Source organism: Buttiauxella warmboldiae, assembly GCF_003818135.1.
Classification (GTDB): Bacteria; Pseudomonadota; Gammaproteobacteria; order Enterobacterales; family Enterobacteriaceae; genus Buttiauxella; species Buttiauxella warmboldiae.
In genome coordinates, this window is the sequence record NZ_RPOH01000100.1 from 22,553 (window position 1) to 36,473 (window position 13,921).

Sequence of the window (13,921 nt, forward strand, 5' to 3'; positions counted from 1 at the left end):
CCCCACGCTTACTGCGCCTGCACTCGCAGCTCGGCAGCGCTTCGACTACGGTGACCCAACAATGCTTTAACATCACTGGACTTCGGTTTAACCAACGTGAATTTCGAGGCAAAGGCTGGCCAGTTAGCCAGGATCTCTTCGCCGCGCTGGGAACCCGTCAGCTGCACGTGCTCGGTAATCATGCCGCGCAGATGCTCTTCGTGAATGGCCAGCTCATCAACGTTGAGCAGCTCTACCAGCTCAGGGTTAACGCGTTTACGGAAATCGCCGTCTTCATCGAGCACGTAGGCGAAACCACCGGTCATACCTGCCCCGAAGTTCACCCCCGTTTTGCCGATGACGCAGACGATACCGCCGGTCATGTATTCACAGCCGTTATCGCCAATGCCTTCTACCACCGTGATTGCACCGGAGTTACGCACCGCGAAACGCTCACCCGCACGGCCTGCAGCATACAGTTTGCCGCCTGTTGCACCGTACAAGCAGGTGTTACCGATAATGGTTGCTTCATGGCTACGGAAGGCCGAGCCGACCGGAGGGCGCAAAGAGAGCAGGCCGCCGGCCATGCCTTTACCCACATAGTCGTTAGCATCACCGGTCAGGTGCAGCTCAACGCCACCGGCGTTCCAGACGCCAAAGCTCTGCCCGGCAGTGCCGCTGAAGTGTGCTTTAATCGGATCGGCTGCCAGACCCTGGTCGCCGTGATGCTGCGCAATATAACCGGACAGCGTGGCACCCACTGAACGGTCAGTGTTGCGGATATCAAACCAGAACGTTTTGCTCTGCTTGTCGTCCACATACTGCTTCGCCTGAGCAAGCAGCTGCGCATTCAGGTCGCCTTTATCAAATGGCGGGTTATTTTCGGTGCAGTACACCGCTTTGCCCGGCATCGGTTCGGCAGTTTTCAGCAGGTTAGAGAGATCCAGGTTTTGCTGTTTGGCGGTGAAACCGTCCAGCTCTTTGAGCAGGTCGGTACGGCCAATCAGGTCAACCAGGCGCTTCACGCCTAACTGCGCCATCAGCTCTCGGGTTTCACGAGCAATAAATTCAAAGTAGTTAGTCACTTTGAACGGCAGGCCGTGATAGTGGTTCTTACGCAGTTTTTCGTCCTGAGTTGCCACACCGGTTGCGCAGTTGTTCAGGTGACAAATACGCAGGTATTTACAGCCCAGCGCGACCATCGGGCCGGTACCGAAGCCGAAGCTTTCCGCGCCAAGAATTGCCGCTTTGATGATGTCTAAGCCGGTTTTCAGGCCGCCATCAACTTGCAGACGGATTTTATGACGCAGGCCGTTAGCCACCAGTGCCTGCTGAGTTTCTACCAGACCCAGTTCCCACGGACAGCCCGCGTATTTCACCGAGGAGAGCGGACTTGCGCCTGTACCGCCGTCATAGCCGGCGATAGTAATCAGGTCGGCATAGGCTTTAGCCACGCCGGTCGCGATGGTGCCAACGCCCGGTTCGGAAACCAGCTTGACGGAAATCATCGCTTGCGGGTTGACCTGCTTGAGGTCGAAAATCAGCTGCGCCAAATCTTCAATCGAGTAAATATCGTGATGCGGCGGAGGTGAAATCAGCGTCACGCCAGGCACGGAATAACGCAGTTTTGCGATATACGGCGTGACCTTATCACCCGGCAGCTGGCCGCCTTCGCCGGGTTTTGCACCCTGCGCGACTTTAATCTGGATGACATCAGCGTTCACCAGGTAAGCAGGCGTGACGCCGAAACGGCCAGAAGCCACCTGTTTGATACGGGACACTTTATTGGTGCCGTAACGTGCAGGATCTTCGCCGCCTTCGCCGGAGTTGGAGTTCCCGCCGATGCTGTTCATTGCTTCTGCCAGGGATTCGTGCGCTTCCGGGCTTAATGCGCCGATAGACATCGCGGCAGTATCGAAGCGTTTGTACAGCTCAGTGGCGGGCTCAACGTCTTCAATTTTGACCGTTTCACCCTGCGGATTCAGTGCGAGCATATCGCGCAGCGTGGCCACCGGACGCTCGTTTACCAGTTTCGCGTACTGCTGATAATCTTTGTACTCGCCGCTGTTGACGGCTTTTTGCAGCGTCTGAACCACATCCGGGTTATAGGCGTGATATTCTCCGCCGTGAACGTATTTCAGCTGACCGCCCTGATCCAGCGGCTTACGGGCAAGCCAGGCGCGCTTAGACAGGTTCAGCAAATCCTGCTGGAAGTCGTTGAAACCTGCACCGCCGATACGGCTGACAACGCCCTGGAAGCACAGCTCAGAAACTTCTTTATGCAGGCCGACCGCTTCAAACAGCTTTGAGCAACGATAAGAAGCGATAGTCGAGATGCCCATTTTGGACATGATCTTGTACAGCCCCTTGTTGATGCCGTTACGGTAGTTCTGCATCACTATGCGGTAAGATTTTTCAATCGCGCCGTTATCGACCAGCTTCGCCAGCGTTTCGTAGGCGAGGTACGGGTAGATTGCCGTTGCACCAAAGCCGAGCAGAACAGCGAAGTGGTGCGGGTCACGCGCACTTGCCGTTTCAACGATGATGTTCGCATCGCAACGCAGATTTTTCTCGACCAGGCGAGTCTGAATCGCGCCCACGGCCATTGGGGCCGGAACCGGCAGGCGATCTTTCGCGATATTACGGTCAGACAGCACCAGCAGAACCGTGCCGCTACGCACCATGCGTTCAGCTTCGTCGCACAGTGCGTTAACGGTTTCATGCAGCGAATGAGCGGAGGCATCGTAAGTGATGTCCAGCGTGTCGGCACGGTAGTACTGTTCTTCAAGCGAGGTCAGCTGTTGGAAATCAGACCACAGCAGAATTGGCGATTTGAAGCTCAGACGGTGCGCCTGGCCTTCTGCTTCACAGAAGACGTTCATTTCACGGCCGATACTGGTGGCAAGCGACATCACGTGTGCTTCACGCAGCGGATCGATTGGCGGGTTGGTGACCTGCGCAAACTGCTGGCGGAAGTAGTCGTAAATGATACGTGGCTGGCTGGAGAGTACGGCAAATGGGGTATCGTCACCCATTGAGCCGACCGCTTCCTGGCCATTTTCACCCAGTACGCGAATCACTGAATCCAGCTCTTCGCTGCTGTAGTTAAACTGTTTCTGGAAGCTGGCAAGCGTATCGTCATCCATTTCGCGGGAGCCCACTTCTTCATCCGGCAAATCTTCAAACGGCACCAGGCGACGGACGTTATTTTCCATCCACTCTTTATACGGGTGGCGGCTTTTCAAATCGGCATCGGTTTCAGCGGAATGCAGAATACGGCCAATACGCGTGTCGATAACCATCAGCTCGCCCGGGCCTACGCGGCCTTTCTCGACGACTTCATCAGGCTGGTAATCCCAGATCCCAACTTCAGACGCGCAGGTGATCAGCTTATCTTTAGTAATCACGTAGCGTGCCGGGCGCAGGCCGTTACGGTCCAGGTTACAGGCCGCATAGCGCCCGTCGGACATCACGATACCGGCCGGGCCATCCCACGGCTCCATATGCATGGAGTTAAAGTCGAAAAAGGCGCGCAGCTCCGGGTCCATGTTCGGGTTGTTCTGCCAGGCCGGCGGCACTAACAGACGCATGGCACGAACGATATCCATCCCGCCTGCCAGCAGCAGCTCAAGCATGTTGTCCATGGAGCTTGAGTCAGAGCCGGTTTCGTTAACGAACGGCGCGGCATCATGCAGGTCCGGGATCAACGGAGTCTGGAATTTATAGGTACGCGCACGCGCCCACTGGCGGTTACCGGTAATGGTATTGATTTCACCGTTGTGTGCCAGATAGCGGAACGGTTGAGCCAGCGGCCAACGAGGCACGGTGTTGGTGGAGAAACGCTGGTGGAACAGGCAAATGGCTGATTCCAGGCGTAAGTCCGCCAGGTCCAGGTAAAAGCGCGGCAAATCCGCCGGCATACACAGGCCTTTATAGATGTTGACCAGGTTGGAGAGGCTACAAACGTAGAACTCTTTATCCTGAATTCTTTTCTCAATGCGGCGACGGGCGATAAACAGGCGGCGTTCCATATCACGTGGACGCCAGCCCGCCGGAGCATTAACAAAAATTTGTTCGATGCGAGGCTTTGAGGAGAGGGCGATTTCACCGAGTACGTCTTCATTGGTTGGCACTTCGCGCCAGCCGACAATCGACAGGGTTTCGTTTTGCAACTCTTCTTCAACGATGCGGCGGCTTGCGCTCGCCTGGGCGTCGTCTTTATTTAAGAAAATCATACCGACGGCATAATTTTTTGCCAGCCGCCAGCCACGTTCTTCGGCAACGATGCGGAAGAAGCGGTCAGGTTTTTGCAACAGCAGGCCGCAACCATCGCCGGTTTTACCATCGGCGAGGATTGCTCCACGGTGCTGCATTCGGGCCAGTGCGTGAATAGCGGTACGCACTACCTTGTGGCTAGGTTCGCCTTCTATGTGGGCGATCAGGCCGAAACCACAGTTATCCTTCTCAAGGGATTTATCGTACAACATATCAGTGAACCTCCCCAGGCTCTACGTGACTCCCCCGATACCGATTGCGTACGGGCGTAAAAAGGGCATGGCGACGGGGTTTTGCGTGGCATACGCTCACCTCGCATGTCGCCCTCTTTATGACCAACTCTTCGGTTGCACAAGCGTTGAGGACTTGCTTTAGAGGGAATCTAAATTACTGCATAAATATGATGGGCGCAGCGCCCACCCAGAAAGCTTCCAGCGGATTTCCAAGTTATCGGGAAAGCGCACACAGGTCAAATGGCATTCTTATTGCTATGATTATGGGTTGATTGACATTTAACTTATTGAAAATAAGTTATTTATTATCATTTTTATTCTATTTAAACGGCAGAGGGCTCCGCTGGGTTATGTGATCTCTCTCACTGTATGACAGGGCGTAAAATTCCAGACCATGCTGGCAATTCCGTTATTGGCAGGGTTTTATGCTATTAATAAGGTCTGGCATGCTGTATGCCACTGTTTTTCGTCTGGCCCGATATTCTTTAAAAATAGCGCTCTACTATAAGGAAAAGTCATCGTCTGAGTGATGCGTAAAATTGCACTAATTTTGCATTTGTATGCAATGGGTAAGGCTGCGCCATAGCGATTGATCCAGGTCATCGCTAAAGGGGGCAGATAATGGCAGGCTACGTCCCTTTTACAGGGCGGCCCATCAGATTATGCAGTTACAAAAATTAGTCAATATGTTTGGTGGCGATCTTCAGCGTCGATACGGTCATAAAGTCCATAAACTCTCGCTGCACGGCGGTTTTAGCTGCCCAAACCGCGACGGCACCATTGGGCGTGGCGGCTGTACTTTTTGCAATGTCGCCTCTTTTGCCGATGAATCCCAACAGCATCACTCGATTGCTGAACAGCTGGAGCGCCAGTCACGATTGGTTGACCGCGCGCAGCACTACCTCGCTTATTTTCAGGCTTATACCAGCACATGGGCCGAAGTACAGGTGCTGCGTTCGATGTATCAACAGGCGGTAAGCCAGACCAACATCGTCGGGTTGTGTGTGGGCACACGCCCGGATTGCGTGCCGGATAGCGTGTTAGATCTGCTGAGTGAATATCACGATAAAGGTTATGAAGTCTGGCTGGAGCTGGGCTTACAGACGGCACATGACAAAACCCTGCATCGCATTAACCGCGGCCACGATTTTGCCTGTTACCAGGAGACGACCCGCCGGGCGCGGGCGCGGGGGCTGAAAGTTTGTAGTCATCTGATTGTCGGCCTGCCGGGGGAGACGCAGGCACACTGTATGCAAACGCTGGAAGGCGTGGTGGCGACAGGCGTGGATGGCATCAAACTGCATCCGCTGCACATCGTCAGCGGCAGCACCATGGCTAAAAGCTGGCAGGCAGGACGCCTGCAGGAGATCGAATTAGCCCAGTACGCCACGATTGCCGGAGAAATGATCCGCCATACGCCGCTTGATGTGGTGTATCACCGTATTTCCGCTAACGCGCGGCAGCCGACGCTGCTGGCGCCGCTTTGGTGTGAGAATCGCTGGGCCGGGATGGGGGCTATCAATAACTATCTGATTGAGCATGGAACGCAGGGTTCAGCGCTTGGTACGCCATGGAGCCCGGCAATTCTGTTGTAATCTCCTGGCGTGCGGTATATTTAGCTGACTGAAGACGAGGGAAACGTTCCATGAAGCAAATCCGGTTACTGGCGCAATATTACGTTGATTTGATGGTGAAGCTCGGATTAGTGCGCTTCTCTTTGCTGCTGGCCTCCGCGCTTGTGGTGCTGGCAATCATGGTGCAGATGGCCGTGACCATGCTGTTACGCGGCCAGGTCGAAAGCATTGATGTCGTGCGTTCTATCTTTTTTGGTCTGCTGATTACCCCATGGGCCGTCTATTTCCTCTCTGTGGTCGTGGAACAGCTCGAAGAGTCGCGCCAGCGGCTTTCAAAGCTTGTACAAAAACTTGAAGAGATGCGCGAAAGGGACCTGAAGCTTAACGTGCAGCTCAAAGACAATATCGCCCAGCTGAATCAGGAAATAGCCGATCGCGTAAAAGCGGAAGATGAGCGCCAGACCATGCTTGAGCAGCTCAAAGTTGAGATGCAGGAGCGTGAAGAGACGCAGATCCAGCTTGAGCAGCAATCTTCATTTTTACGCTCATTCCTTGATGCTTCCCCGGATCTGGTTTTTTACCGTAATGAAGATAAAGAGTTTTCTGGCTGTAACCGTGCGATGGAGCTGCTGACCGGGAAAAGCGAAAAGCAGTTAATCAGCCTGAAGCCGGAGGATGTTTACTCGCCGGAAGCGGCGCAGAAGGTGATGGAAACCGATGAGAAAGTGTTCCGCCACAATGTTTCCCTCACTTATGAACAGTGGCTGGACTACCCCGATGGCCGCAAAGCCTGCTTTGAAATTCGGAAAGTGCCCTATTACGACCGAGTCGGTAAGCGCCACGGTTTGATGGGGTTTGGTCGCGATATTACCGAACGCAAGCGCTATCAGGATGCCCTTGAGCGTGCCAGCCGCGACAAAACCACCTTTATTTCGACTATTAGCCACGAACTGCGTACGCCGCTGAACGGGATTGTCGGCCTGAGCCGCATCCTGTTGGATACCGAACTGAACGCCGAACAAACCAATTACCTGAAAACTATCCACGTTTCGGCGATTACGCTCGGCAATATTTTCAACGATATTATCGATATGGATAAGCTTGAGCGGCGCAAAGTTCAGCTTGATAACCAGCCGATTGATTTCACCAGCTTCCTCGCGGACTTAGAGAACCTTTCCGGCCTGCAGGCCCAGCAAAAAGGGCTGACGCTGGAGATGAATCCGACCCTGCCGCTGCCGCATAAAGTGGTGACGGACGGCACGCGTCTGCGCCAGATCCTCTGGAACCTGATCGGCAACGCGGTGAAGTTCACGCCAAAAGGCGGGCTGGTGGAGGTGCGCGTGCGTTATGAAGAGGAAAATAGGCTGCGCTTTGAGGTGCAGGATTCCGGGATCGGCATTCCGCAGGATGAGCAGGACAAGATCTTCGCCATGTATTACCAGGTGAAAGATAGCCACGGCGGGAAACCGGCAACCGGGACGGGGATTGGCCTTGCCGTATCGCGACGTCTGGCTAAGAGCATGGGCGGCGATATTACCGTGAGCAGCAAACCTGGTGAAGGTTCGCTGTTTACCCTGACGGTTCAGGCCCCGCGTGTGGCGGATGAAGTTGAAGATACCCTGGATGACGACGATATGCCGCTGCCAGCGTTACACGTTCTGCTGGTGGAAGATATTGAACTCAATGTCATTGTTGCGCGCTCGGTGCTTGAGAAGCTCGGCAACAGCGTCGATGTCGCCATGACCGGTAAAGAAGCGTTAGAGAAATTCACCCCGGGAGAATACGACCTGGTGCTGCTCGATATCCAACTGCCCGATATGACCGGGCTGGATATTTCCCGCCAGTTGACCACGCGTTACGCCCGTGAGGATTTACCACCGCTGGTGGCATTAACCGCTAACGTTTTGAAAGATAAGAAAGAGTACCTTGATGCCGGTATGGATGACGTGCTAAGCAAACCCCTTGCCGTTCCGGCGTTGATGGCGATGATCCAAAAATTCTGGGACAACCAACAGTCAAAGTCTGAAAAGGAGTCACCTATGCCTCAGGTTAATAATGAAAAGCAGCAAGCCTTGCTTGATATTCCGATGCTTGAGCAGTACATGGAGCTGGTCGGGCCAAAACTGATTAATGATGGCCTGGCGATGTTTGAAAAAATGATGCCGGGTTACCTGAGCGTGCTGGATTCCAATATGACTGCCCGCGACCAGAAAGGGGTGGTGGAAGAGGGGCATAAAATTAAAGGGGCGGCGGGATCTATCGGGTTGCGCCACCTGCAACAGGTTGCTCAGCAAATTCAGTCCCCGGACTTACCGGCATGGTCAGAAAATGTGGCGGAGTGGATTGAAGAGTTGAAGCAGGAATGGCAGCACGATGTGGATGTGCTGAAAGCCTGGGTGGCGAACGCGGCCAAAAAATGACCCCGGATAAACCGGGGTGCGCGAATTCTGCGCCAACACCAGGGAAAAGCCAGGTTGCGCCGTAAGTTATAAGCTTTTATCCGGTCGACGCAGCCGATAATCTCGTGTGCTGTTCAGGCACTATAAGATAGCAAAACTTAAATGATTTGTTACGTGAATCAGTAAAATGTGTGAAGCATAGCGATCAAATCAGCCTAACTGATGGTCACTATCCCGGGACGAAAAGGAATAACGGAATGAAGAAGATTGGTGTGGTGCTCAGCGGCTGCGGTGTGTATGACGGCAGCGAGATTCAGGAAGCTGTTATTACACTGTTGGCTATTGCACGCTCTGGTGCCGAAGCCGTTTGTTTTGCGCCGGATAAACCCCAGACCGATGTGATGAATCATCTGACAAGCCGTGAAGCTATTGAGCATCGTAATGTATTGGTGGAAGCGGCACGCATAACCCGTGGAAATATTACGCCATTGGCTCAGGCCGAGGCGCATGAGCTGGATGCGCTGATCGTGCCCGGTGGTTTTGGCGCGGCAAAAAACCTCTGTAATTTTGCCAGCGCAGGGAGTGAGTGCCTGGTTGATAGCGATTTACGTCGCCTTGCCCGCGACTGTCATGCCCTCGGTAAGCCGCTTGGTTTTATCTGCATTGCCCCGGTAATGCTGCCAAAAATTTTGGATGTGTCAGTGCGTTTAACCATTGGGACCGATATCGATACCGCCGAAATGGTTGAAGAGATGGGTGCTGAACATGTTCCCTGCCCGGTGGATGACATCGTCGTTGATGAAGAGCATAAAGTGGTGACCACGCCCGCTTATATGCTGGCAACACGCATTGATGAAGCCGCAAGGGGTATCGAAAAACTGGTGGCCCGCGTTGTGGATATGACGGCATGAAGCAAGGGCGTCATGCGCTCTTGAGTACCCTCAAACGCTGGCTGCTTCGTGGCGTGCTGGCGCTTGTCGGGATCTGGCTTGCGGGACTCATTCTGTTTAGCTTCTTACCGGTGCCGTTTTCCGCAGTGATGGTCGAGCGGCAGCTTAGCGCCTGGTTGAGCGGTGATTTTGGCTATGTCGCGCACTCCGACTGGGTGAGCATGGATGAGATTTCACCGTGGATGGGGCTTGCGGTGATTGCGGCAGAAGATCAGAAATTCCCGGAGCACTGGGGGTTTGATATGGCCTCTATTGAGAAAGCGTTAGCGCATAATGAACGTCATGAAAATCGCGTGCGTGGCGCATCGACGCTGTCACAACAAACCGCTAAAAACCTGTTTTTATGGAATGGGCGTAGCTGGGTGCGTAAAGGGCTGGAAGCCGGATTAACCCTGGGCATGGAAGGGATGTGGAGCAAGCGCCGTATCCTGACGGTTTATCTCAATATCGCCGAGTTTGGCGACGGGATTTTTGGCGTAGAGGAAGCAGCGCAGCGTTATTTCCATAAGCCTGCAAGCCGCCTTTCGGCCTCGGAAGCGGCACTGCTCGCTGCCGTATTACCGAATCCTCTTCGCTTTAAAGCGAATGCTCCATCCGGATACGTACGCCTGCGGCAACAGTGGATTTTACGCCAGATGCGCCAACTGGGCGGCAAATCATTTATGGCGCAGCATGAGTTGCTATGATGTGTTCCTTTAGCGGTAGCTTCTTGCTGCCGCTTCGCCGTTTTTCTTCCCCTTGTTTATGAGCCTCACCCCAGCACTGCGCGCGGGTTTATTATATTTTATCCCTTCCACTCCATTTACATTGCAACAATATGCTAACAAATATCCTTAGGGAAGAAACTGCCCGCCAAATCGTTCAGCGAACGATGAGCATCATTGATTACTCCGTAAACGTAATGAGTGAGCAAGGCGTCATTATCGCCTCTGGCGATCCGAGTCGTTTATATCAGCGGCATGAAGGGGCTGTTTTGGCCCTGACTGAAAACCGCATGGTGGTGATTGACGGCGCTGCGGCCGGAAAGCTGCAAGGCGTCAAACCCGGTATTAATCTGCCGATTATTTTTCGCCAGCGCATGGTGGGCGTGATTGGTATTTCCGGCAATCCTGAAAAAGTGCAGGCCTATGCTGAGTTAGTGCGGATGGCCGCGGAAATGATCTTAGAACAGGCGGAAATGCTGGAGCAGAACCAGTGGGAAAAGCGCTATCGCGAGCAGCTCGCCTCGCTGTTGATCGCTGAGCAAAGTCGCGGATCGTCAATTGGATCCATCGCGGCGTATTTAAGGCTGGATCTTGACCTGCCGCGTATTGCGCTGATTGTCCGGCTGCGTGAGCAGGAACATATCCGTCAGCGAGAGCTGCTGGAGCGGTTGAACAGCCATTCCCACGAAGCGTTGGTGACTCTGCACGGGTTCGACCACATTGTGATGCTGCTGCCGCTGAATTTCAGCCGTAAAGAAGCGCGCGAGGCGACGATAAGGAAAGGGGTGCGCAAGCTGTATAACCAGCTAAGTCCGGGGTTCAACGTGACGCTTTTTGCCGGAGGATGGTTTGATGGCCCTGACGGTTTGCATCGTTCATACCTTAGCGCGCAGGCGTTACAAGCTATGGCGCTAAGCCAGAAGATCAACCAAACGGTTTTGTATTATCAGGATCACTGTCTGCCGGTGCTGATGAATGGCTATTCGGGGTCATGGCAGGCTGATGAATTAAGTCGGGCGTGGTTAACTTTGCATGAAGCCGATAAAAAAGAGGTGCTTTGCCGCACGCTGCGTTGTTATTTTGAACAGAACTGTGATCTGTCTCAAACGTCAAAACAGCTACATATTCACGTTAACACCCTGCGCTACCGCCTGCAGAAAATAGAGCTTATAACCTCCCTAAAAATCAATAAATTAAGCGATATCATTCAATTGTATATTGGTATGCAAATTCAGTAGTGATTTGTAGATTCCTACAAAAACACCGGGTGCCGACGGCCGCTTTTCTGGCGGTTCACCTCAAGTAATTCCACTCCTGTTCAGCGTAATGTCGCCCGGTACCCGACGATAATTGATAAAACAGGAGTGACAAATGATAACCGTTTCTGCGCTTGGTGCCTTTGTGGCCCTCGTTGTCTCGATCTTATTAATTTTACGCAAGGTTCCACCAGCCTACGGCATGATTGCCGGGGCTTTAACGGGAGGACTGATTGGCGGCGCCGATCTGGTGCAAACCCTTTCCCTGATGATTACGGGGGCTCAGGGCATCACTAACGCAGTGCTGCGTATTCTTGGCGCCGGTATTTTAGCGGGAGTGCTGATTGAGTCCGGCGCGGCAAATACGATTGCTGAGACGATAGTGCGTAAAGTCGGTGAAAAACGTGCGCTGCTGGCGCTGGCAGTGGCAACCATGCTGCTGACGGCGGTTGGGGTCTTCGTTGATGTCGCGGTGATTACCGTTTCGCCAATTGCCCTGGCCATTGCGCATCGCGCCGATATCTCAAAAATGGCGATACTGCTGGCGATGATCGGTGGCGGTAAAGCTGGCAATGTGATGTCCCCCAACCCTAATACTATCGCGGCTGCAGATACCTTCCACGTACCCTTAACCGATCTGATGATGGCGGGGATTATCCCCGGGCTATTTGGGCTGGTGATGGCTTATTTTCTGGCGAAACGTTTAAAGCACCGTGGTTCAAAAGTTGAGGCGCATGAGCTGGTGGTGGGCAACAAAGATATGGCGCTACCTGCGTTTGCTGCCGCAATTGCAGCGCCTGTGGTTGCTATCGTGCTTCTGGCCTTGCGCCCTTTAGCGGGCATTGCAATTGACCCGCTGGTCGCCCTTCCGGTCGGGGGGTTAATAGGGGCTGTGGCGATGGGCCAGTGGCGACATACTAATCAATATATGATTTCCGGACTGGCGCGTATGACACCCGTAGCCATCATGCTGCTGGGTACCGGGACGCTGGCCGGCATTATCGCTAACTCCGGTCTGAAAGATGTACTGATTACCGGCCTGACCGCTTCCGGTATGCCTTCTTATTTGCTGGCTCCTTTTTCCGGCGCGCTCATGTCGATGGCGACGGCCTCTACTACCGCGGGTACCGCTGTGGCTTCCGCAGTCTTTAGCTCCACGCTTGTTGGCATGGGTATCTCGGCCCTGGCAGGTGCCGCGATGATTCACGCTGGTGCGACGGTACTTGATCACATGCCTCACGGTAGTTTCTTCCACGCGACCGGCGGCAGCGTCAATATGCAGGTTCACGAGCGTTTAAAGCTGCTGCCTTATGAAACCGCCGTGGGTTTGATGATTGCCTTTGTTTCTACGCTGATGTTTGGCGTGTTTAATTTTGCGGGCTAATGAGGTCAGAATGAAAATTGTTATTGCTCCAGATTCCTTTAAAGAAAGCCTTAGCGCGATGCAGGTTGCTGAAGCGATTGAACAAGGTTTTCGTGAACTATTCCCGCAGGCTGAATATCTCAAACTCCCGATGGCGGACGGCGGTGAAGGCACCGTTGAATCCATGGTTGCAGCCACGAGCGGCGAGATTGTCGCGGTGGAGGTTACCGGCCCATTAGGGCTACCTGTTCAAGCTTTCTTCGGCTGGATGGGAGACGGGGAAACGGCGGTGATAGAGATGGCTGCCGCCTCCGGCCTGCATCTGGTGCCGCCGCAACAACGTAATCCTCTGATTACTTCCAGTTTTGGCACCGGAGAGCTGATTCTGGCCGCGTTGCAACATGGCGCACGTAAAATCATTATTGGCATCGGCGGTAGCGCGACTAACGACGGCGGTGCAGGAATGATGCAGGCATTAGGGGCTAAATTACTCGATGCTCATGGTCATGAGCTTTCCGGTGGCGGTGGCGCGTTAGCCGAACTCGCCTGTGCGGATCTTACTCACCTCGACTCGCGCCTTGCGGATACCGATATTCTGGTGGCCTGTGATGTTAACAATCCGCTATGTGGTGAAAAAGGGGCGTCTGCGGTATTTGGACCTCAAAAAGGGGCAACGCCGGAGATGGTCGCCCAGCTTGATGCGGCATTACGTCACTATGGCGAAAAAATTGAACAGGCCACGGGAAAAAGGGTGCTGGAACTTGCCGGTGCGGGGGCTGCTGGCGGCATGGGGGCTGCCCTGTCAGGCCTGCTTAACGCCCGTTTGCAGCCGGGAATTGATATCGTAACGGATGCGTTAAAACTGGCTGACGCGGTGCAAGGCGCTGATATGGTGATCACCGGGGAAGGGCGTATCGACAGTCAGACCATTCATGGTAAAACCCCGATAGGCGTCGCAAGAGTTGCAAAACGCTTTGATATTCCCGTGATCGCCATTGCGGGTGGCATGAGCACTGACTACAGCGTGGTGCACCAGCATGGGATTGACGCGGTATTTTCAGTATTAAATCGTATTCAGACGCTGCCAGAGGCTATGGATGGCGCCTATGAGAATGTGAAGGTGACGGCGCGAAATGTCGCCGCCGTCTGGAAAACAGGCAGAGGCTAGCTTCGCTCGTTAGCGGCACA

8 protein-coding genes are annotated in these 13,921 nt (G+C 53.8%); 7 read left to right on the forward strand and 1 reads right to left on the reverse strand.

What is annotated here, in order from left to right:
• Nucleotides 1-8: 8 nt before the first annotated feature.
• Nucleotides 9-4,466: a glutamate synthase large subunit gene (gene gltB, locus EHN07_RS19335; RefSeq protein ID WP_124025632.1), complete on the reverse strand. Its 4,458-nt coding sequence runs from the start codon at nucleotides 4,464-4,466 to the stop codon at nucleotides 9-11.
• Between the two features lie 683 nt (nucleotides 4,467-5,149).
• Here gltB and mnmL point away from each other — a divergent pair.
• From mnmL to EHN07_RS19370, 7 genes are all read left to right on the forward strand, one after another.
• On the forward strand, nucleotides 5,150-6,082 hold the full coding sequence (gene mnmL / locus EHN07_RS19340; RefSeq protein ID WP_124025633.1) for a tRNA modification radical SAM protein MnmL/YtqA: 933 nt from the start codon (nucleotides 5,150-5,152) through the stop codon (nucleotides 6,080-6,082).
• Between the two features lie 50 nt (nucleotides 6,083-6,132).
• Nucleotides 6,133-8,481 carry an aerobic respiration two-component sensor histidine kinase ArcB gene (gene arcB, locus EHN07_RS19345; protein ID WP_124025634.1) on the forward strand — a complete coding sequence of 783 codons (2,349 nt, stop codon included), beginning with the start codon at nucleotides 6,133-6,135 and terminating at the stop codon, nucleotides 8,479-8,481.
• Between the two features lie 236 nt (nucleotides 8,482-8,717).
• A complete protein-coding gene (gene elbB / locus EHN07_RS19350) occupies nucleotides 8,718-9,371 on the forward strand; it encodes an isoprenoid biosynthesis glyoxalase ElbB (protein WP_124025635.1) in 654 nt (217 codons plus the stop codon).
• On the forward strand, nucleotides 9,368-10,096 hold the full coding sequence (gene mtgA, locus EHN07_RS19355; protein ID WP_124025636.1) for a monofunctional biosynthetic peptidoglycan transglycosylase: 729 nt from the start codon (nucleotides 9,368-9,370) through the stop codon (nucleotides 10,094-10,096). Before elbB ends, mtgA begins: the two co-directional genes overlap by 4 nt.
• A 131-nt stretch (nucleotides 10,097-10,227) precedes the next feature.
• Complete coding sequence (locus tag EHN07_RS19360; protein ID WP_124025637.1) at nucleotides 10,228-11,352, forward strand: sugar diacid recognition domain-containing protein; 1,125 nt, start codon at nucleotides 10,228-10,230, stop codon at nucleotides 11,350-11,352.
• Between the two features lie 133 nt (nucleotides 11,353-11,485).
• Nucleotides 11,486-12,754, forward strand: a complete 1,269-nt coding sequence (locus EHN07_RS19365) for a GntP family permease (protein WP_124025638.1) — start codon at nucleotides 11,486-11,488, stop codon at nucleotides 12,752-12,754.
• Nucleotides 12,755-12,764: 10 nt separating this feature from the next.
• A complete protein-coding gene (locus EHN07_RS19370; RefSeq protein ID WP_124025639.1) occupies nucleotides 12,765-13,901 on the forward strand; it encodes a glycerate kinase in 1,137 nt (378 codons plus the stop codon).
• The last annotated feature ends 20 nt before the right edge of the window (nucleotides 13,902-13,921 follow it).

Coding starts and splice junctions, on each gene's coding strand:
- EHN07_RS19370 (WP_124025639.1), top strand. CDS start 12,765: ATGAAAATTGTTATTGCTCCAGATTCCTTTAAAGAAAGCCTTAGCGCG.
- gltB (WP_124025632.1), bottom strand. CDS start 4,466: ATGTTGTACGATAAATCCCTTGAGAAGGATAACTGTGGTTTCGGCCTG.
- arcB (WP_124025634.1), top strand. CDS start 6,133: ATGAAGCAAATCCGGTTACTGGCGCAATATTACGTTGATTTGATGGTG.
- EHN07_RS19360 (WP_124025637.1), top strand. CDS start 10,228: ATGCTAACAAATATCCTTAGGGAAGAAACTGCCCGCCAAATCGTTCAG.
- mtgA (WP_124025636.1), top strand. CDS start 9,368: ATGAAGCAAGGGCGTCATGCGCTCTTGAGTACCCTCAAACGCTGGCTG.
- elbB (WP_124025635.1), top strand. CDS start 8,718: ATGAAGAAGATTGGTGTGGTGCTCAGCGGCTGCGGTGTGTATGACGGC.
- EHN07_RS19365 (WP_124025638.1), top strand. CDS start 11,486: ATGATAACCGTTTCTGCGCTTGGTGCCTTTGTGGCCCTCGTTGTCTCG.
- mnmL (WP_124025633.1), top strand. CDS start 5,150: ATGCAGTTACAAAAATTAGTCAATATGTTTGGTGGCGATCTTCAGCGT.